The sequence below is a fragment of the Nitrospirillum amazonense genome, from assembly GCF_007828045.1.
Lineage (GTDB): Bacteria > Pseudomonadota > Alphaproteobacteria > Azospirillales > Azospirillaceae > Nitrospirillum > Nitrospirillum amazonense_C.
The window spans coordinates 129,578-148,441 of record NZ_VITN01000003.1 but is presented as its reverse complement, the minus strand read 5'-3'; the positions used below and the strand labels follow the sequence as shown (position 1 = coordinate 148,441).

Here is an 18,864-nt window from a genome sequence, read left to right as displayed (position 1 = left end):
CCCCTTACGGTCCCGTCCCCCGTCAGAGGATGAACCGATCCCGCTGTTCCGGGGCGGGAAGGTAACAGACCTCGCGTTTGCCGAACCAGCGCAAGCGGTTACGGGCGATGATCGCATACAGCGCATCCCGCAGGGGCCGGGGCAGCACCCGGCCGGCCGCCATCAATGACCAGGGAAATCCCAGGAGTTCGAACACGCGGATGGAACTGTCGGACTTCACCCGCACCAGGCCATCCTCCAGCACCAGGTTGGTCTGATAATCCACCGGATCCAGACCGTAATGTCGGTACAGCGCCGCGCCCAGTGGGGTCTGCGCCGCCATCAGGCGAAAGCGCCCGGCACGGTCGTGCCGCATCACGAATTGAGCGAAGCCGGAGCAGAGGACGCAATGGCCGTCGAAAATGATGATGGGCCTGTCGTCTGGGAACGCTGGCACCGAGGGATCATCGCGATAGCTGTACGCGGCCATGGGATCATGTCCTGGCAAAACTTGGTCCGGAGCACCGTATACGATGCGTCGGCGCATGAACCAGGCTTCCTGGTCGGCATAGCGATGTATATACGCAGATTGACAGGTGTGGGGTGGAGGATCAGATTTGGTTTCCCGGTTCTGCCGTTCAGCCTGGAGGAACGCCCCCATGGCCACCACCCGCATCTTCAAATCCGGCAACAGCCAAGCCGTTCGCATTCCAGCGGAATTGGCTTATCCGGACCTGGGCATCGATTTGCACATCACCCGGGTGGGCGACGTCATCACCATCTTTCCGGCGCACCGGAACCTGGCGGATGCCGTCGCGGCGCTACGGGCCATGCCCAAGCCACCGGCTGTCGAGACGCGGGAAGCGCCCGACATGCCGAACCGGGAATAGGCGGTGGCCTTCCGGATCGATACCAATATCGCCATCCACGCCCGGGACGGGACGGAGGCAGTGCTGAACAAACTGGCTGCGCATAACGGCGCCGTCCTGCTGTCGGCGTTGAGCCTCGCCGAACTTCAGCGTGGACTTTACAAGGAGGCCGCCTATACCGGCCTACGGCAGGCCCGGCTGAACATCCTTCTGCCTAATATCCCCGTACTGCCCTTCGATGCGGCGGCGGCGGAAGCGTACGGCCAGATCATCGCCGTCTGCGGATGGGTCAGAGGCCGAGACTTCGACCGCATGATCGCCGCCCATGCCATCAGCACGGGCTCCATCCTGGTGACCAACAACCGGGCGGACTTCTCGGATATTCCAGGACTTCGGCTGGAAGACTGGACCGTCTAAATCCCAAGCCGGCGGAGCCCGCCCGGCAGGTCGCCGACCGCGTAGTCGACCTGCAACACCTGGCGACGGCAAGGTGCCGTTCGGCGCCGTCGCGGGTGTAGGTCATCACGGCGTCTTGCTTCCTTTCGCCAGGCGCAGGAGGGTGCCGTTGTGATCCTCCGTCACCAGCACGCTGCCGTCGGGCAGGCGGGCCAGGGATACGGGCGCGCCCTGGGGATGGTCGCCGGTGACGGCGTCCCACCCCGAGATCACGTCCTGGGGCGCGCCGGTGGGACGGCCCTGGGCATCGACGGGCAGGGCCACCACGCGATGGCCGGTGTCGCGATAGCCGTGCAGGGTGATCAGCAGCGTGCCGGCCAGGCCGGGCAGCGGACCGTCGGCATAGGGCAGCAGGCTCAAGGGGGCGGCATGGGGTGGCAGCAGCAGGGTGGGCGCCTGCTTGGCCTTGCAGTCCGCATCCTGGTAATGGCTGCGATATTCCGGGCTGGGCACACCCTGGTCATAGCAATAGGGCCAACCGTAATCGGCGCCTTGCTTCAGGGTCAGGTAAAGGTCGTGCGGCGCATCCTCGTCCGCCAGGGCCGGGTCGGCGTCGGAGATGTTGTCGCGGGCGTTGGTGGCGGTCACCACCTGGTTGCCCGTCAGCACCGTCAGCGCCACGGCGTTGCGCAGGCCCCGGGCATAGGGTTGCACGCCGGCGACACTCACGGGTGTCGCACCGGGCGTCACATGCAGGATGACGCCCCGGGGCGTGGCGCCCACGGTTTCGGGGCAGGGCACGTCGGCCCGGGGCGGCATGCCATCGCCCTTCTTGCCGCCCGGGGTTTCGCAATGGTCGGTGCCGGAGCCCACGTTGACGAACAGCGACCCGTCCGGCGCCACCGCCAGCGCCGCCAGGGGATGCAAGCCTTCCTTGGGCAGACCCGTGACCACGTCGCGCAGGCTGGCCGCCACGTCGGCGGCGTTGGGGTCCAGGCTGACGATGCGGCCCAGCACACTCATGTACAGGCGCCCGCCCGGGGCCGGCACCAGCGCGTGGGGCTCATCCAGCCCGCTCAGCAACACCTCGGGCGCTGCCCGGCCACCATCCTTCAGGCGCAGCAGGCGGCCATGGTTGTGGCGCCAGCCGCCGCCCAGGTCGACGACATAGACATCGGTGCCCAGCACCGCCACGCCGCGGGGGAAGCCCAGCTGGCTGGCCACCAGGCCCACGCACAGGCCCGGCGCCGTCTTCAGGTTCACCGCCGGGAAACCATCGCATTCGCCCTGGGTGGTGTAGCCGATGCGCACCCGGGCCGAGGCCGGCAGCGATGCCGCCAGCAGGGTCAGGCCCAACAGTCGAGCAAGCTTGCGAATACGCCTGACGGGCATCACGCCCTCCCCTTTGTGGTCCGTGGGTAGAGACTATAGTCGGGCGGGATCAATCGGCCAGCGGCGGACGCTGCTCCGCCCAGGCCAGCAGGGCGTCCAGCGCCGGGCACAGGGCCTGTCCCCAGTCCGTCAGGCCGTATTCCACCTTGGGCGGCACCTGGTGGTGGACGATGCGGCGCACGATGCCGTCCCCCTCCATCTGGCGCAGCTGCTGGATCAGCATTTTCTGCGAGATGCCCGGAAGCGCGCGCTCCAGGTCCGAGAAGCGCCGCAATTGGCCGCCGAACAGATGGAACAGGATCAGCAGCTTCCACCGTCCCTCCAACATGCGGAAAGCCTGCTCCACCCCCTCGGCCGCGGTGACGGGGGTATGGTCGGCCTTGCTGAGGCGATCACTTACCAAAAGGTTGGTACCTTACTTTTTAGTGGGTTCTTGTTCTTTTCTCAGTCTATGGACACGTTCCTTCCAGCGCAACCAAGCCAGCGCAACCAAGCCGAAGGAAGGAACATGATGTCCCTGACCCTGCCATCCCCCATCGCCGCTTATTTCGCGGCGGACAAGGCCGGCGCCGACGCCGTGGCGGCCTGCTTCACCGCCCAGGCGGTGGTGAAGGACGAGGGCCATACCCATCACGGCCCCGCCGCCATCGCCGCGTGGAAGACGGCCGCGTCAGCCAAATACAACTACACCAGCACGCCCATCGCGATGGAGGAGGCGGAGGGCCGGGTGGTCGTCACCAGCCACGTCGCCGGCGATTTCCCCGGCAGTCCGATAGCCTTGCGCTACGCCTTCGTGGTTGAGGGCGGCAGGATCGCCAGCCTGGAGATCACGCCATGAGCTTCGACCTGGGATTGGCCGGCCGGCGGGCGCTGGTCACCGGCGGCACCAAGGGCGTGGGCGCCGCCGTCGTCGCCACCCTGCGGGAAAACGGCGCCCGGGTGATGACCACGGCGCGGTCCCTGCCCGAGACGCCCGAGCCGGGCGTGTTGTACGAGGCCGCCGACGTCGCCACGGCCCAGGGCTGCGCCGCCGTGGCCCAGGCGGCGCTCGACCGGCTGGGCGGCGTGGACATCCTGATCAATGTGGTGGGCGGGTCCACGGCGCCGGGCGGCGGCTTCGCCGCCCTGGACGACGACACCTGGCAGCGGGAACTGAACCTGAACCTCATGGCCGCCGTCCGCCTGGACCGGGCGCTGCTGCCCGGCATGGTCGCGCGAGGCGATGGCGTCATCATCCACGTCACCTCCATCCAACGCGCCTTGCCCCTACCGGAATCAACCACGGCCTACGCCGCCGCCAAGGCCGCCCTGTCGACCTACAGCAAGAGCCTGTCGAAGGAGGTGACGCCCAAGGGCGTGCGCGTGGTCCGCGTCTCCCCCGGCTGGGTGGAGACGGAGGCCGCCGTTGCCCTGGCCGACCGCCTGGCCCGGGATGCGGGCACGGATTACGAGGGCGGCAAGGCCATCATCATGAAGGCCCTGGGCGGCATCCCGCTGGGCCGTCCCAGCAAGCCGCGGGAAGTGGCGGACCTGATCGCCTTCCTGGCCTCATCCCGTGCCGCCGCCATCAGCGGCACGGAACACGTCATCGACGGCGGCACGGTGCCGACCGCCTGAGCCGTCAGGACGCAATGGCATCCAGCTCGGTCATCACCTCATCCGACAGCCGCAGTTCGGTCGCGGCCAGGTTCTGCCGCAGGTGGGCGACGGAAGAGGTGCCGGGGATCAGCAGGATGTTGGGCGAGCGGCGCAGCAGCCAGGCCAGGGCCACCTGCATCGGCGTGGCGCCCAGACGGGCCGCCACGTCGGACAAGGCGGAGGACTGCAGCGGGGTGAAGCCGCCCAGGGGGAAGAAGGGCACGTAGGCGGTGCCGTCGCGGGCCAGATCGTCGATCAGCGCGTCGTCGGCGCGGTGGACCAGGTTGTAAAGGTTCTGTACGCAGGCGATGCGACAGATGCGCCGGCCTTCCGCGACCTGCGCCGCCGTCACGTTGCTGAGCCCGATGTGGCGGATCAAGCCCTGGGCCTGCAGCTCGGCCAACACCGTCAGGGGCGCCTCGATGGAACCCTCGGCGGGACTTCCGATGTCGAACATGGCCCGGAAATTCACCACCTCCAGCACGTCCAGGCCCAGGTTGCGCAGGTTGTCGTGCACGGACTGGATCAGCTGCTCGCGGGAGAACGCCGGATTCCACGAGGCGTCGGCCCCGCGCTCGGCACCGACCTTGGTGGCGATCACCAGATGGCCGGCATAGGGGTGCAGCGCTTCGCGGATCAGCTGGTTGGTGACATGGGGGCCGTAAATGTCGCTGGTGTCGATATGGTTGACGCCGGAGTCGATGGCGGCACGCAGCACGGCCAACGCCGCGTCGCGGTCCTTGGGCGGGCCGAACACCCCGGGCCCGGCCAGTTGCATGGCGCCATAGCCCATGCGGTTCACGCTGCGGTCGCCAAGGGTGTAGGTGCTGGTGCTCATGAGGGCATCCCTGTTGGGGTGTGAAGATGCCGTAGAGATAAGCGCCCGCCGCCTGTACGATAATCTAGCGCAGTTAGAACGGGCTGTTCGGGAAAGCGAACAATGAAAATCGATCTCGGGGACCTGAACGCCTTTGTCACGGTGGCGCGCGCCCGCGGCTTTCGTGACGGCGCCCGGGCCAGCGGCGCCAGCGCCTCCGGCCTCAGCGAGGCCGTGAGCCGGCTGGAGGCGCAGCTGGGCGTCCGCCTGCTGAACCGTACGACGCGCAGCGTGGTCCCTACCGAGGTGGGACAGCGCCTGCTGGAACGGTTGGGGCCGGCCTTGACCGAGGTGGAGACGGCGCTGGACGTGGTAAACAACTTCCGCGACCGGCCGGTGGGCACCCTGCGCCTGAACGTGCCCATCAGCGCCGCGCGCCTGGTGCTGCCCACCATCGTGCCGCGCTTCCTGGCCGCCTATCCCGACATCGAGATGGAGGTGATCGCGGAGGACAATTTCGTCGATCTGCTGGCGGCGGGCTGCGACGCCGGCATCCGCTATGGCGAGCGGCTGGAGCAGGACATGATCGCCGTGCCCATCGGTCCACGCGTGCAGCGTTTCGCCACCGCCGCGTCCCCCGCCTATCTCGACCGCCACGGCCGGCCCCAGCACCCGCGCGATCTGCTGCGCCACGCCTGCCTGCACGGGCGCTTCTCCAACAGGCCGGCACCGCTCTGGGAGTTCGAACGGAATGGGGAGACAGTGCAGGTCGATCCCAAGGGCCCCTTGCAGGTCAGCATCGGCACCGCCACCGACCTGGCGGTGGAAGCGGCCATCGCCGGGATGGGCATCATCCTGCTGTTCGAGGACTGGTTGCGCCCGCATCTGGACAGCGGCGCCCTGGAACCGGTGCTGGAGCCCTGGTGGCTGAGCTTCCCCGGGCCTTTCCTGTATTACCCCGGCCGCCGTCTGGTGCCGGCCCCCTTGCGCGCCTTCATCGACTTCATCAAGGCGCCGACGGGGTGAGGGCCAGTGCAGCCGGCCGGAGGTTGGCCCGCATGGTCGTGGTCGATTTTTACGGGGAAAGTGGCGGGCCACGACCGATAGCGATGATCACTACGTTTACGCTGTGACGCTATGAACTACGGACTCAGGGATGCTGGCGAGAGATTGTTGGAGTATCTTCTCGCATCGCGCTGCCACATCGGTTTCCTTGGACTCGGTATTACTTCGATTTTTCGCTGATCCGGCAATGTGCGGCCCTGAGGCGCAATGTGCGCTGTGCCATCAACCTATTGCCCAACAACGACTTTCTGCACATTCGCCGTCGGCGTTAGCCGAGCTGCCGCACCGAATCCGCTTTTAATGCCGAACGCCACATAGTAGGTTACATGTAACCGGTCTGGAGAACAGAGTCATGGTGCAGGCGAGGAGCGCGAAGCCCACCAAGATTAAGGTGCAGGAGCACCGCGACCGGCTGCGCGCCCAGGGCTTACGGCCGATCCAAATTTGGGTGCCGGACGTGCGCGCGTCGTCCTTCCGGACCGAGGCGCACCGGCAATCTCTGGCCGTGGCGTCGAGCGCCCATGCGGCCGAGGATCAGGCGTTCATCGACGCGGTATCCGACTGGGATGGTGAATGAGGCGGGGCGAGGTTTGGACCGTCTCTGGCGGCAAGGACTATGCGGGCAAGCCGCGCCCGGTCGTCATCGTACAAGACGACGCCTTCGACGCGACGGACTCCATCACCATCTGCGCCTTCACCACCGACCCGACCGACGCGCCCCTGTTCCGGCTGCCGGTGGAGCCGAACGAGCGCAATGGCCTGCGTTCCTCCTCCCGGCTGATGGTGGACAAGATCACCACCGTCCCTAAATCCAAAATCGGCGAACAAATCGGCCGGCTGGACGACGACGATGTGGTTCGGCTCAACCAGGCTGTAATGGTGTTCCTCGGCTTGGCGGTGTCGCCGAGAACGGGCCGGAAAGAGGAATGACGAGCGGCCCACGACCAAGGCGTATCGTGGCGCAATGAAACCGACGTCAAGCGGCGTAAACTCAGTGCCCACTCAGGGACTGAAATGGCGGAGGGGATGGGATTCGAACCCACGATACGGTTTTGGCCGTATACCCGCTTTCCAGGCGAGCGCCTTCAACCACTCGGCCACCCCTCCGTCCGGAATGGGGCGGGACCATATAGAGACACGCGCCCCTCGGCAAGTGCCTTTTCATGGTGTCCCGCGCAAGGCTGATTTTTCCAGGATGGCTCAGCCCTCGCCCTCTTGGACGCCCTCCTGCACCGGCTTCACCCGCTCCCCGAACAGGGCCGTTCCGACGCGCACCTGGGTGGCCCCCATGCGCACCGCCAAATCGTAATCGCCGCTCATGCCCATGGAAATCTCGGACAGGCCCGCCTTGCGCACCAGGTCGGCCAGGAGTGCGAAGTGCATGGCCGGTTCTTCCTCCGCCGGCGGGATGGCCATCAGGCCGGCGATCTCCAGCCCGTGGGCATCGCGGCAGGCGGCTAGGAAGGCGGGCACGTCGGCCGGGGCGATGCCGGCCTTCTGCGGCTCCTCGCCCGTGTTCACCTCCACCAGCAGGCGGGGCAGTCGACCCTGGCGCTTGCCCTCGGCGGCCAGGGCCTCGGCCAGACGCTCGCGGTCCACGGTCTGGATGACGTCGAACAGGGCCACGGCGTCCTTCACCTTGTTGGTCTGCAGCGGGCCGATCAGGTGCAGTTCCACGTCGGGGTACTCGGCCTTGAGGTCCGTCCACTTGGCCTTGGCCTCCTGCACCCGGTTCTCGCCGAACACCCGCTGGCCGGCCGCCAGGGCCGCCCGGATCTTCTCCACCGGCTGCACCTTGGACACGGCCACGAGGCTGACGGTGGCCGGATCGCGGCCCACGTCGCGGGCGGCACCGTCGATGACGCCGCGCACGGTGGCGAGGCGGGTTGCGACGTCGGCATCCACTGGCGGGGCGGGCGGGGCGGGGGGCTTGCTGGCGCGGGTCATGATGGGGCCACGGTTGTGTATGGGCGGTTGTGCGCGGACGGGATCAACGGTAAAGCGTGCCCCTGCATGATCCGGGGGCCGGTCGGTCGCGGGCACGCGCGACTTTCCTGCGCCGCGCCGGCCAAGGCAAGGCTCCCGTATCGGCAACCGCCGTCTATATCATTTGTCCCGCCGCAACCAGGACACGGAAGCCATCGATGATCCGCCGCATCCCCGTCGCCCTCGGCATCCCCCTCGGCATCCCCCTCTGCGCCGCCGTCGCCCTGCTGGCGCCCGTGCACGCGGCCCGGGCCGAGGTCGACTACCACTTGTCGGGCGTGGCCCAGGGCGGGGTGGTGGGCACCGACCGGCCGGCGGCGGGCGACGGCCATTGGGACGCCGCCGGGGCCTATGCCGTCACCGGCAGCGTGGAGACAGTGACCGACAGCGGCGTCACCTATGGCGCCCTGCTGCGCGTCGGCTCCGGCAACACCGGGCGCAGCACGGATCGGCCGGGCAATGCCGACCGCCAGGGGATCGGCATCGACCAGGCCTATGTCTATGCCTCCGGCGGCTGGGGCAAGGTGCGCCTGGGCCAAAGCTGGGGCGCGTCGGAACGGGCGACCGACCTGTTGCCCCTGCTGGTGGGCGGGGAGATGGATGGCTTCTGGACGCAGAGCGCCCGGGTGCGGCCGCCGGGCATGGCCCTGGGCCGCGCCTATGCCGGGCGCGACAGCGACGATGCCGCCAAGGTCGATTATGAGACGCCGCGCCTGTTCGGGCTGAAGGCCGGGGTCTCCTTCGCGCCCGAACGCCGGGCCTTCGGCCAGGACATCGTGGCGCCCTACGCCATCCCGGCGGAGACGAACTTCTGGGAAGGGGCGGTCAACTACCGTGGCGATTGGGGGCCCACCCAGTATGAGGTGGGCGTGGCCTACAACCACGCCAATGCCGCCCACGGCTGGCTGGAGGACACATCGACCGTCACCCTGGCCGGCGGCCTGACCTACGGCGGCTTCACCGTCGGCGCCGTGCTGTTCGACGACGGCGACAGCGGCCTGCCGCATGACCGCCCGGCCAACACGCCGGGTGAGACCCGAGGCGCCACCCTGCAGGGCACCTATGAGAACGGCCCCTATGGCCTGACCCTGTTCTGGCACGGCAGCGAGACCGAGAACTGGACCACCTATCGCGCCTATGGCCTGGGCCTGTCGTGGAAGGTGCGCGGCGACACCACCCTGGGCCTGGACCTCATCCATTGGACGGCGGACCTGGAAAGCGGCAACCCGGCGGCAATGGCCGATCAGTCCAGCCCCCGCCCGACAGGTAACGTGGCCACCGCCGTGGTAGAATTCCGTTTCTAGGTTTTCGTCCACCGCCGCCAGTCCTGCCGCGCGCTGATGTTACACTTGGCCGGCCCCGTTTGGCCGGCCTTGCGTCCCAGCGGCTTTTTTGATCTAAGGAACCGTTCTCGTGACCCTGGGTGACAATCACATGCTGTCGCGCTCCGCTTTTCTCATTGGCCGCTCCCTCCTGGTTGCCGGACTTCTGCTTTCCACGTCCGCTTGCTCCTGGCTGGGCTGGGGCGATGACGACGACGCGAAGGCCGCGCCCAAGCCCGTCTCGATCCTGATGCGCCAGAACACCTCTGGCCCGGTCGGCACGTCCAACACCGCCGTGCAGGCGGTGGGCCCGACGGTCAACGCCTTCCTGTGGCGCGCGTCGCTCGACACCATCGGTTTCCTGCCGCTGATTTCGGCCGACCCCTACACCGGCGTGATCATCACCGACTGGTACAGCCCGCCCAGCACCCCGGGCGAGCGGTTCAAGATCAACCTGTACGTCCTGGACAGCACCCTGCGCGCGGACGGCGTGCGCGTGACCGTGTTCCGTCAGGTCGACCAGAACGGCCAGTGGCGCGACGCCACCGTGGCCGCCGAAACCAACAGCCAGCTTGAGGACACCGTCCTCACCCGGGCGCGTCAGCTGCGCATCCAGCAGTCTCCCCCGAAGTAAGCTGATCCATCGCCGGCGGGCGACTGTCTCCTCTCGCAACGCCCCGGCGCCCGCCGGGAGGGGGTGACGCCCCGGCCCCTTCGGGCTGATGGCCGGCGCGACACCCGAGAGAAGGCGGTTTTTCCATGTCCCGGTACAATGTCAGGGAAAACGAGGCGAAGTGGCAGTCGGCCTGGGCCGACCGGAACAGCTTCGCCGTTTCCGCGGACCCTGCCCGGCCGAAGTATTTCGTCCTGGAGATGTTCCCCTATCCCTCGGGGCGCATCCACATGGGCCACGTCCGCAACTACACCATCGGCGACGTGATCGCCCGCTACAAGCGGGCCAAGGGCTTCAACGTCCTGCATCCCATGGGCTGGGACGCCTTCGGCCTGCCGGCGGAGAATGCCGCGCTGGAGCGCAACGTCCACCCCGGCAAGTGGACGTACGAGAACATCGCCACCATGCGCGGCCAGTTGCAGTCCATGGGCCTGGCCATCGACTGGAACCGCGAGATCGCCACCTGCCGTCCGGAATATTACCGGCACGAGCAGAAGATGTTCCTGGACTTCCTGAAAGCCGGCCTGGCCTACCGCAAGGAAAGCTGGGTCAACTGGGATCCCGTCGACAACACCGTGCTGGCCAATGAGCAGGTGGTGGACGGCCGCGGCTGGCGCACCGGCGCGCTGGTGGAAAAGCGCAAGCTGTCGCAATGGTTTCTGAAGATCACCCACTTCGCCGACGATCTGCTGTCGGCCCTGGCCACGCTGGACCGCTGGCCGGAAAAAGTGCGGATCATGCAGGAGAATTGGATCGGCAAGTCCACCGGCCTGCGTTTCCGCTTCCAGCTGACCGCCCCGGAAGGCGTCGCCCCCAACGTGTTTCCGGGCGAACCTGAGGTCGAGGTGTTCACCACCCGGCCCGACACGCTGTTCGGCGCCAGCTTCGTCGGCATCTCCCCCAACCATCCCATCGCCTTGGCGCTGGCGGAGAAGAACCCGGCCGTGGCCGAGTTCATCGCCGACTGCAACCGCGTCGGCACCTCGGAAGAGGCCATCGAGACGGCGGAGAAGAAGGGCTATGACACCGGCATCACCGCCGAGCACCCCTTCGTGCCCGGCTGGAACCTACCGGTCTACATCGCCAACTTCGTGCTGATGGAATACGGCACCGGCGCCATCTTCGGCTGCCCGGCGCACGACCAGCGCGACCTGGACTTCGCCCGCAAGTACGGCCTGAAGGTCACCCCCGTGGTAGTGCCCGAGGGTGAGGACCCGGCGACCTTCGACGTGGGTGCCGAGGCCTACACCGGTTCCGGCCTGCTGCGTAATTCACAGTTCCTGGATGGCATGGACGTGGAGGCCGCCAAGCAGGCGGCCGGCGAGCGCATGGAGGCCATGGGCCGCGGCCAGCGCACCACCATCTTCCGCCTGCGCGACTGGGGCGTGTCGCGCCAGCGCTACTGGGGTTGCCCCATCCCGGTCATCCATTGCCCCAGCTGCGGCCTGGTGCACGTGCCGGAGGACCAGTTGCCCGTCACCCTGCCGGACGACGTGACCTTCGACCAGCCGGGCAACCCGCTGGACCGCCACCCGACGTGGAAGCATGTGGCCTGCCCCACCTGCGGCACGGCGGCGGTGCGCGAGACCGACACCTTCGACACCTTCATCGAGTCGAGCTGGTATTTCCTGCGCTTCGCCAGCCCGCGGGCGGCGGACCAGGCCTTCAACCGGGAGGAGGCCGCCTACTGGCTGCCGGTCGACCAGTACATCGGCGGCATCGAGCACGCGGTGCTTCACCTGCTGTACGCCCGCTTCTGGACGCGTGCCCTGTCCCACGTCGGCTACACCGACCTGAAGGAACCGTTCGAGGGCCTCTTCACCCAGGGCATGGTGACCCACGCCACCTATCAGGACGCCGAGGGCAAGTGGCTGCTGCCATCCGATGTGGACGTGGTCGACGGCAAATCGGTGCAGCGCGAAGGCGGCGGCCCGGTGACCGTCGGCCCCATCATCAAGATGTCCAAGTCCAAGAAGAACGTGGTGGACCCAGCGCACATCATCGGCACCTACGGTGCCGACGCCGCCCGCCTGTTCATGCTGTCCGACAGCCCGCCGGACCGCGACCTGGAATGGACCGAGGCCGGCATCGACGGCGCCTGGCGCTTCATCAACCGCCTGTGGCGCCTGGTGACGGAGCCGTCCGTGGCCTTGCCGGCCGCCAGCACGCCCATCCCGGCCGAGCTGTCGCCGCTGGCCACCGATGCGCGCCGCATGGTGCACAAGACCGTGGCCGCCATCGGCGAGGATCTGGAACGCTTCCGCTTCAACAAGGCCGTGGCCCGCATCCGCGAGCTGTCCAACGCGCTGGAGAAGCTGGACGCCAAGGCGGGAGCCGACACGGGTGACGCCGCCGTGCTGCGCGAGGGGCTGGAGGTGCTGGTGCGCCTGATCGGCCCGATGATGCCGCACCTGGCTGAGGAGTTGTGGTCCGTGCTGGGTCATGACACCCTGCTGGTCGATTCGGTCTGGCCGGTGGCGGATGAGGCCCTGGCCACCGAGGACACCGCCACCGTGGCGGTGCAGGTCAACGGCAAGCTGCGCGCCACCCTGCACCTGCCCAAGGACATCGCCAAGGATGAGGCCGAGGCGCTGGCCCTGGCGGAACCCAATGTGCAGCGCGCCCTGGAGGGAAAGCCCGTGCGCAAGGTCATCATCGTACCCAACCGGGTGATCAATGTTGTCGTCTGACGGCATCCTCAAGACCGCCGTCCGCAAGGCGGTGCTGGGTGCGATCCTGGTGGCGGGGCCCCTGGCCCTGTCCGCCTGCGGCTTCCACACCGTCTATGGCGACCACAGCCTGTCGGGCAAGCCCTCGACGCGTGCGCAGATGGAGTCGGTGTCGATCGACATCATCCCCGACCGCATCGGCCAGACCCTCCGCAACAACCTGATCGACCGGTTCTACCAGGACAGCGGGCGGCCGGCGAAGCCCGACTACCGCCTGAACGTGCGTCTGAACTCCTACAAGGAAGATCTGGGCATCCAGCGTGACGCCACCGCCACCCGCGCCCGCCTGCACGTCCTGGCCGATTACCAGCTGATTGACAGCAAGACGGGCAAGACGCTGTACCGCACCTCCAGCCGGTCCATCGTCAGCTATGACATCTCCGAGGCGCAATACTCCACCATGGTCACCGAGCAGGATGCCTATGACCGCGCCCTGACCGAGGTGGCGGAGGAGATCACCACCCGCCTGGCGCTGTACTTCGACCGCGGATCGGTGGTCCAATCGGCCAAGGACCAGTAAGGTTCTCGGCATTGTTTCGTGTTGATGGGCCGCCACCGACCGGGGCGGCCCTTTTCACTCCCGGGAGGCGCCCGTGAAGGTTCAGCCCCGCAACGCCGATGGTTTCTGCAAGAGCCCCACGGCCGGCGTCGTCGCCATCCTGGTTTACGGCCCCGACACCGGCCTGGTGCGCGAGCGCGCCAAGACACTGGCCCGCGCGGTGGTCGATGACCTGAACGACCCTTTCCGCGTCAGCGACCTGAAGGCCGACCAGATCAGCGGCGACGGCGCCCGCCTGAATGACGAGATGGCGGCCATGGCCCTGACCGGGGGCCGCCGGCTGGTGCGGGTGCGCGACGCCGACGAATCGGTCACCGTGGCCTTCCAGGCCTTGCTGAAGCAGCCACCCGGCGGTGACACCCTGTGCGTGGTGGAGGCGGGGGACCTCAGCAAATCCAGCAAGCTGCGCGCCTTGTTCGAGTCGGATGACAAGGCCGCCGCCATCGCCTGCTACGTCGAGGAGGAGGGGGAGCTGGCGGTCACCATAGGCCGCATCCTGGGGGAGCATAAGCTGACCATCGACACCGACGCCCGCGACTGGCTGGCCGCCAACCTGGTGGGCGACCGCGCCGTGGCCCGGGGGGAAGTGGACAAGCTGGCCATCTATATGATGGGCGCCAGCCGCGTGACGCTGGAGGACGTGCGCACCGTCATCGGCGATAGCGCTGCCCTGGACATGGATGAGCCGGCCCTGGCCGCCGCCGACGGCGACATCGCCAGCATCGACCGGGCGCTGGGCCGTTTGTTCGCGGAGGGGACCAGCCCTGTCCCCATCCTGCGCAGCGCCCAGCGCCACTTCCAGCGCCTGCAGATGGCCGTCTACCACACCACCCGGGGGCAGACGGCGCAGCAGGCGGTGAAGGCCCTGCGGCCGCCGGTGTTCTTCAAGATGGAAAATCAGATGACCAACCAGGTGCGGCGTTGGAATCTGCCTAACCTGGCCCTGGCGCTGGACCGCCTGATGGACGCCGAAGCCGACTGCAAGCGCACCAACATGCCGGATGAGACCCTGTGCGCCCGCGCCTTCTTCCAGGTGGCACAGCTCGCCCGCAGGTCGGGCGCCTGATTCCGATGCCAAAGTAAAAAACGCCGTCAGTGACAGCACTGACGGCGTTTTTTCGCTTGAACCCGACGGGTGGCTCTCAGTGTTGGTGCTTCAGGCGCGCCAGAAGCCCATCCAGCTGGTCCAGGTTGCTGTAGTGCACGGTCAGGCTGCCTGCCTGACCCTTGGCCTTCAACGCCACTTTCAACCCCAGCTCGGCCGCCAGTTCCTTTTCCAAGGCCAGGGTGTCGGCGGTCTTGGGCACGGGCGCGGGACGGGAGGCGGGGTTGGCGGCGTCCTTCACCAGCTGTTCCGCCTGGCGGACGTTCAGGCCGCGCTTCACCACGTCGCGCGCCAGGGCGAGGGGATCAGCGGCCGTCAGCAGGGCGCGGGCATGGCCCATGCTCAGGCTGCCGTCCTGCACCAGCGCCTTCACGGCGTCGGGCAGGGCCAGCAGGCGCAGCATGTTCGCCACGTGGCTGCGGCTCTTACCCACGGCGCGGGCCAAATCCTCCTGCGTGTGGCTGAACTCATCCATCAGGCGCTGAAAGCCCTCGGCCTCTTCCAGGGGTGTCAGGTCCTGGCGCTGGATGTTTTCCACCAGCGCGATTTCCAGGGCCTCGCGGTCGGTCAGCGACCGCACCACCACCGGCACCTCGTGCAGGCCGGCCAGCTGGGCGGCGCGCCAGCGGCGCTCACCCGCGATGATCTCGTAGCGGGCGTTGCCACCGGCCACAGCCTCTTCCACCTTGCGCACCAGAATGGGTTGCAGCACGCCGCGCTCACGGACGCTGTCCACCAGACTACGGATGGCCTCTTCATCGAAGTGGCGGCGCGGCTGATAGCGGCCGGGGTGCAGCAGCTCGATGGGCAGGGTCCGCGGCAGGCGTCCCTTTTCCACCGGCTCCTGCTCGTCCGCCACCTCGGCAAACAGCGCGGACAGGCCGCGCCCCAGGTTGCTGCGCTTCTTCATCTCATCCATGGACTGACTGCCGGTTACGCTCACGCTTCAAAACCTCACCCGCCAAATGAATATAGGCCTGCGCCCCCGCCGACTTCAGGTCGTAGAGCAGCACGGGCTTGCCGTGGCTGGGCGCCTCGGAAACACGGACATTGCGGGGAATGACCGTCTCATACACCTTCTCGCCGAAGAAGCCGCGCACGTCGGCGGCCACCATGTCGGACAGGTTGTTGCGCCGGTCGAACATGGTCAGCACCACGCCCTGGATCTCCAGGGCAGGGTTGAAGGTGCGCTTCACCCGCTCGATGGTACGGATCAGCTGCGACAGGCCTTCCAGGGCATAGAACTCACACTGCAACGGCACCAGCACCGAATCGGCCGCCGCCAGGGCGTTTAGGGTCAGCAACCCTAGGGCTGGTGGGCAGTCAATCAAGATGTAGTCGTAGTCGGCGGCAGCGCCGGTCAGCGCATCGCGCAGACGGAACTCGCGCCGCTCCAGTTCCACCAGTTCCAGCTCAGCGCCCGACAGGTCGGCCGAGGCGGTGACGACGAACAGCTTGGGGATGCTGGTACCGCGCACCGAGGCCTGCACCGTCGTCTCGCCGAACAGCAGTTCATAGGTGCCGGTGCCGCGTTCCGTCCGGCCGATGCCGAGACCGGTGGAGGCGTTGCCCTGCGGATCGTTGTCCACGATCAACACGCGCTTGCCCGTGGCCGCCAGGGCCGTGCCCAGATTGATGGTGGTCGTGGTCTTGCCCACGCCGCCCTTCTGGTTGGCAAGGGCCAGGATGCGCGCTCGCTTGGGCGCGGGGGTCGGGGCGTCAGCGGGCACGGGCAATCTCACCAAGGATAAGGATGGTCCCCGACGGGTCCGTCACGCTGGGGACTTGGGAGGCGGTCATTGTCCAGGATTGGGCGGCGAGGGTCAATTCCTCGGGCGCGGTCCTGCCCTTCAGGAAGAGGCACTTGGCCCCCGGCTTCAGGAAGCGGTAGCCCCAGTCCAGAAGTTCCGGCAGCGCGGCCAGCGCGCGGGCCGTGACTACATCGGCCGTGATTTCCGGCGCCTGTTCGATGCGCTGGGCATGCACGGTCACCGGGGTTCCCGTCGCCCGCGCCACCTCACGCAGGAAGGTAGCCTTGCGCGTGTCGCTCTCGATCAGGTGGACATCCGGCACACCCAGGATGGCCATGACCAGGCCAGGGAACCCAGCGCCGCTGCCCATATCGACCTGTGTACGCGTGTCCGGGGGCAGCAGGGCGTACAGCTGGGCGCTGTCCGCCATGTGGCGTTCCCAGACATCGGCCACAGTGGATTTGGCCACCAGGTTGATGGCGGGGTTCCACTTGGCCAACAGCTGGGCATAGACGGTGAGCCGGTCCAATGTTTCACGTGAAACATGGAAACGGCTGGCGAAATCGGCTGGGGTCATGCGGCACTCGTGGTGTCGTCGGTGTCGGCGTTCCCATGGGCGAAGCGGGCGGGGCGCTTCTTCACATGGCGCAGCAAGGCGGTCAGCGCCGCGGGCGTCATGCCGGGAATACGGGCAGCGGCCCCCAAGGTGGCGGGACACACTTGGCGCAGCTTGGTGCGGATTTCCGCGGACAACGAGGCGATGGCGTCCACATCCAAATCCGCCGGCAGGGCCAGGGCCTCATCCCGGCGGAAGGCGCGGATGTCGGCCTCCTGCCGGTCGAGATAGCCGGCATAGCGCCCATCGATCTCCACCTGCTCGGCGATTTCCGGCGAAAAGCCGTTCAGTTCCGGCCAGATGGCGCCCAGGCGGGCCAAGTCGATGTCCGGATAGCGCAGCAGGTCGGCAACGCTGCGGCGCACGCCATCCTGGTTGATGGTCAGGCCGTGCTTGGCCAGCTCATTGGGCGTGGCGGACAGGGTGCCGGCCAAATGGCGGGCGTGGTCCAGGGCGGCCAGCTTGGCGCCGAAGGCGGATGCCCGCACCTCACCCACGCAACCCAACGACAGCCCGCGCGGCGTCAGGCGCTGATCGGCGTTGTCGGCGCGCAGCAGCAGGCGGTATTCAGCCCGGCTGGTGAACATGCGATAGGGTTCCGACGTGCCCCGGGTGATCAGGTCGTCGATCATCACGCCGATATAGGATTCGGCGCGGTCCAAGATGAAGGGTGCCGAACCTGACACGGCCAGGGCCGCATTCAGGCCGGCCACCAGGCCCTGGGCCGCCGCCTCCTCATATCCCGTGGTGCCGTTGATCTGGCCCGCCAGAAACAAGCGGGGCAGGCGGCGCGTCTCCAGCGTCGGGGCCAGCTCGCGCGGATCGACGTAATCGTATTCGATGGCATAGCCCGGCCGCAGCATGGTGGCATGCTCCAGCCCTGGGATGGCCTTCAGGATCTCCAGCTGCACATCGCGGGGCAGGGAGGTGGAGATGCCGTTGGGGTAGACGGTGTCGTCGTCCAGGCCCTCCGGCTCCAGGAAAATCTGGTGCCGCTCCTTATCGGCGAAGCGGACGATCTTGTCCTCCACCGATGGGCAATAGCGCGGACCGATGCCCTCAATCTGCCCGGAATACATGGGCGCGCGGTGCAGGTTGGCGCGGATGACCTCATGCACGCGGGTGCTGGTCCAGGTGATGTGGCAGGGCACCTGTGGCGTGGTGATCTTGTCCGTGAGGTATGAGAAGGGCGGGGGCGGATCGTCGCCCGGCTGCATCTCCAGGCTGGCCCAATCGATGGTGCGGCCGTCTAGGCGGGGCGGGGTGCCGGTTTTGAGCCGACCCAGGGGAAAGCCCACGCGCATCAGCGTATCGGACAGGCCCAGGGCCGGTGCCTCCCCCACGCGGCCGGCGGGGATCTTCTCTTCACCGATGTGGATCAGGCCGCGCAGGAAGGTGCCGGTGGTCAGCACCACGGCACCGGCCATGACCGTCTCACCGGTGGCGGTGACGATGCCGGCAACTTGGCCATGGGCGTCGATCACCAGATCCTCGACAGCGGCGGCCACCAGCGTCAGGTTCGCTTGCTCGGCCAAGATGGCCTGCATGGCCTGGCGGTACAGCTTGCGGTCCGCCTGGGCGCGCGGTCCACGGACGGCCGGGCCCTTGGACTTGTTCAGCACGCGGAACTGGATGCCGGCGCGATCCGTCACCCGGCCCATAACCCCGTCCATGGCGTCGATCTCGCGGACAAGGTGGCCCTTGCCCAAGCCGCCGATGGCCGGGTTGCAGCTCATCTCCCCCACCGTGTCGAGACGGTGGGTGTACAGGGCGGTGCGGGCGCCCAGCCGCGCGGCGGCGGCGGCGGCTTCGCAGCCGGCATGGCCGGCGCCAACCACAATGACGTCATAGGTATGCATGGCGCGGACTTTAGGGGCGGGGACCGGATGAGTCAAAGGGCGCCACGGGATGACCGCCATGAATCCACGCCCCCCCTATGTTTCACGTGAAACATAGGGGGTAAGGCC

At 67.6% G+C, this 18,864-nt stretch carries 21 protein-coding genes and 1 tRNA gene; 12 read left to right on the top strand and 10 right to left on the bottom strand.

The annotated features are described in order from the left end of the window. Positions 1-22 precede the first annotated feature (22 nt). Positions 23-526, bottom strand: coding sequence for a thiol-disulfide oxidoreductase DCC family protein (locus FBZ89_RS05985; protein WP_211115123.1), 504 nt, complete (start codon positions 524-526; stop codon positions 23-25). Between the two features lie 112 nt (positions 527-638). Between FBZ89_RS05985 and FBZ89_RS05980 the strand changes: the two genes are divergently transcribed. Together FBZ89_RS05980 and FBZ89_RS05975 are read left to right on the top strand one after the other, a co-directional pair. After that, on the top strand, positions 639-869 hold the full coding sequence (locus FBZ89_RS05980; protein WP_145749113.1) for an antitoxin: 231 nt from the start codon (positions 639-641) through the stop codon (positions 867-869). Between the two features lie 3 nt (positions 870-872). Further along, positions 873-1,265, top strand: a complete 393-nt coding sequence (locus FBZ89_RS05975; protein ID WP_145749112.1) for a type II toxin-antitoxin system VapC family toxin — start codon at positions 873-875, stop codon at positions 1,263-1,265. Between the two features lie 105 nt (positions 1,266-1,370). Here FBZ89_RS05975 and FBZ89_RS05970 read toward each other — a convergent pair whose 3' ends face one another. Further along, entirely contained in the window at positions 1,371-2,636 is a 1,266-nt protein-coding gene (locus FBZ89_RS05970; protein ID WP_145749111.1) for a PQQ-dependent sugar dehydrogenase, read from the bottom strand. 49 nt (positions 2,637-2,685) lie between these two features. Next, positions 2,686-3,039, bottom strand: a complete 354-nt coding sequence (locus tag FBZ89_RS31870) for a winged helix-turn-helix transcriptional regulator (protein WP_281292005.1) — start codon at positions 3,037-3,039, stop codon at positions 2,686-2,688. Positions 3,040-3,144: 105 nt separating this feature from the next. Between FBZ89_RS31870 and FBZ89_RS05960 the strand changes: the two genes are divergently transcribed. Both FBZ89_RS05960 and FBZ89_RS05955 read left to right on the top strand, forming a co-directional pair. Further along, positions 3,145-3,474 (top strand): nuclear transport factor 2 family protein, encoded by a 330-nt coding sequence (locus FBZ89_RS05960; protein ID WP_246172059.1) that lies wholly within the window; start codon positions 3,145-3,147, stop codon positions 3,472-3,474. Continuing rightward, positions 3,471-4,253 (top strand): SDR family oxidoreductase, encoded by a 783-nt coding sequence (locus FBZ89_RS05955; protein WP_145749110.1) that lies wholly within the window; start codon positions 3,471-3,473, stop codon positions 4,251-4,253. Before FBZ89_RS05960 ends, FBZ89_RS05955 begins: the two co-directional genes overlap by 4 nt. A gap of 4 nt (positions 4,254-4,257) precedes the next feature. Here the strand turns inward: FBZ89_RS05955 and FBZ89_RS05950 are convergent, their stop codons facing one another. After that, positions 4,258-5,112, bottom strand: a complete 855-nt coding sequence (locus FBZ89_RS05950; RefSeq protein ID WP_145749109.1) for an aldo/keto reductase family oxidoreductase — start codon at positions 5,110-5,112, stop codon at positions 4,258-4,260. A 102-nt stretch (positions 5,113-5,214) separates the two neighbouring features. Here FBZ89_RS05950 and FBZ89_RS05945 point away from each other — a divergent pair, with 102 nt between their 5' ends. The 3 genes from FBZ89_RS05945 to FBZ89_RS05935 all read left to right on the top strand — a co-directional run bounded on the left by FBZ89_RS05945 (position 5,215) and on the right by FBZ89_RS05935 (position 7,086). Continuing rightward, complete coding sequence (locus tag FBZ89_RS05945) at positions 5,215-6,117, top strand: LysR family transcriptional regulator (RefSeq protein ID WP_145749108.1); 903 nt, start codon at positions 5,215-5,217, stop codon at positions 6,115-6,117. 391 nt (positions 6,118-6,508) lie between these two features. Beyond that, positions 6,509-6,733 carry an antitoxin MazE family protein gene (locus FBZ89_RS05940; protein WP_145749107.1) on the top strand — a complete coding sequence of 75 codons (225 nt, stop codon included), beginning with the start codon at positions 6,509-6,511 and terminating at the stop codon, positions 6,731-6,733. Further along, positions 6,730-7,086, top strand: coding sequence for a type II toxin-antitoxin system PemK/MazF family toxin (locus tag FBZ89_RS05935; RefSeq protein WP_145749106.1), 357 nt, complete (start codon positions 6,730-6,732; stop codon positions 7,084-7,086). Before FBZ89_RS05940 ends, FBZ89_RS05935 begins: the two co-directional genes overlap by 4 nt. Before the next feature lie 85 nt (positions 7,087-7,171). Here FBZ89_RS05935 and FBZ89_RS05930 read toward each other — a convergent pair. Further along, positions 7,172-7,263 (bottom strand) — tRNA-Ser (locus tag FBZ89_RS05930). 93 nt (positions 7,264-7,356) lie between these two features. Then, positions 7,357-8,103, bottom strand: coding sequence for a YggS family pyridoxal phosphate-dependent enzyme (locus FBZ89_RS05925; protein ID WP_145749105.1), 747 nt, complete (start codon positions 8,101-8,103; stop codon positions 7,357-7,359). A 197-nt stretch (positions 8,104-8,300) separates the two neighbouring features. On the opposite strand from FBZ89_RS05925, the gene FBZ89_RS05920 reads away from it, so the two are divergent. The 5 genes from FBZ89_RS05920 (at position 8,301) to holA (ending at position 14,491) form a co-directional block, all read left to right on the top strand. Next, positions 8,301-9,446 (top strand): porin, encoded by a 1,146-nt coding sequence (locus FBZ89_RS05920; RefSeq protein ID WP_145749104.1) that lies wholly within the window; start codon positions 8,301-8,303, stop codon positions 9,444-9,446. A gap of 109 nt (positions 9,447-9,555) precedes the next feature. Then, the gene (locus FBZ89_RS05915; RefSeq protein ID WP_246172058.1) at positions 9,556-10,098 is read left to right on the top strand and encodes a DUF3576 domain-containing protein; all 543 of its coding nucleotides are present in this window, start codon (positions 9,556-9,558) and stop codon (positions 10,096-10,098) included. 125 nt (positions 10,099-10,223) lie between these two features. After that, complete coding sequence (gene leuS, locus FBZ89_RS05910; protein ID WP_145749103.1) at positions 10,224-12,827, top strand: leucine--tRNA ligase; 2,604 nt, start codon at positions 10,224-10,226, stop codon at positions 12,825-12,827. Continuing rightward, the gene (lptE, locus tag FBZ89_RS05905; RefSeq protein WP_145749102.1) at positions 12,814-13,386 is read left to right on the top strand and encodes an LPS assembly lipoprotein LptE; all 573 of its coding nucleotides are present in this window, start codon (positions 12,814-12,816) and stop codon (positions 13,384-13,386) included. Before leuS ends, lptE begins: the two co-directional genes overlap by 14 nt. 73 nt (positions 13,387-13,459) lie before the next feature. Further along, on the top strand, positions 13,460-14,491 hold the full coding sequence (gene holA, locus FBZ89_RS05900; RefSeq protein WP_145749101.1) for a DNA polymerase III subunit delta: 1,032 nt from the start codon (positions 13,460-13,462) through the stop codon (positions 14,489-14,491). Positions 14,492-14,567: 76 nt separating this feature from the next. Here the strand turns inward: holA and FBZ89_RS05895 are convergent, their stop codons facing one another. The 4 genes from FBZ89_RS05895 to mnmG are packed head-to-tail and all read right to left on the bottom strand — an operon-like array spanning position 14,568 to position 18,756. After that, positions 14,568-15,449, bottom strand: coding sequence for a ParB/RepB/Spo0J family partition protein (locus tag FBZ89_RS05895; RefSeq protein ID WP_145749388.1), 882 nt, complete (start codon positions 15,447-15,449; stop codon positions 14,568-14,570). After that, positions 15,442-16,260, bottom strand: coding sequence for a ParA family protein (locus FBZ89_RS05890; protein ID WP_145749100.1), 819 nt, complete (start codon positions 16,258-16,260; stop codon positions 15,442-15,444). Before FBZ89_RS05890 ends, FBZ89_RS05895 begins: the two co-directional genes overlap by 8 nt. Next, positions 16,250-16,858: a 16S rRNA (guanine(527)-N(7))-methyltransferase RsmG gene (rsmG, locus tag FBZ89_RS05885; RefSeq protein ID WP_145749099.1), complete on the bottom strand. Its 609-nt coding sequence runs from the start codon at positions 16,856-16,858 to the stop codon at positions 16,250-16,252. Before rsmG ends, FBZ89_RS05890 begins: the two co-directional genes overlap by 11 nt. After that, positions 16,855-18,756: a tRNA uridine-5-carboxymethylaminomethyl(34) synthesis enzyme MnmG gene (gene mnmG / locus FBZ89_RS05880; protein ID WP_145749098.1), complete on the bottom strand. Its 1,902-nt coding sequence runs from the start codon at positions 18,754-18,756 to the stop codon at positions 16,855-16,857. The genes rsmG and mnmG overlap by 4 nt, the downstream gene beginning before the upstream one ends. Positions 18,757-18,864 lie beyond the last annotated feature (108 nt).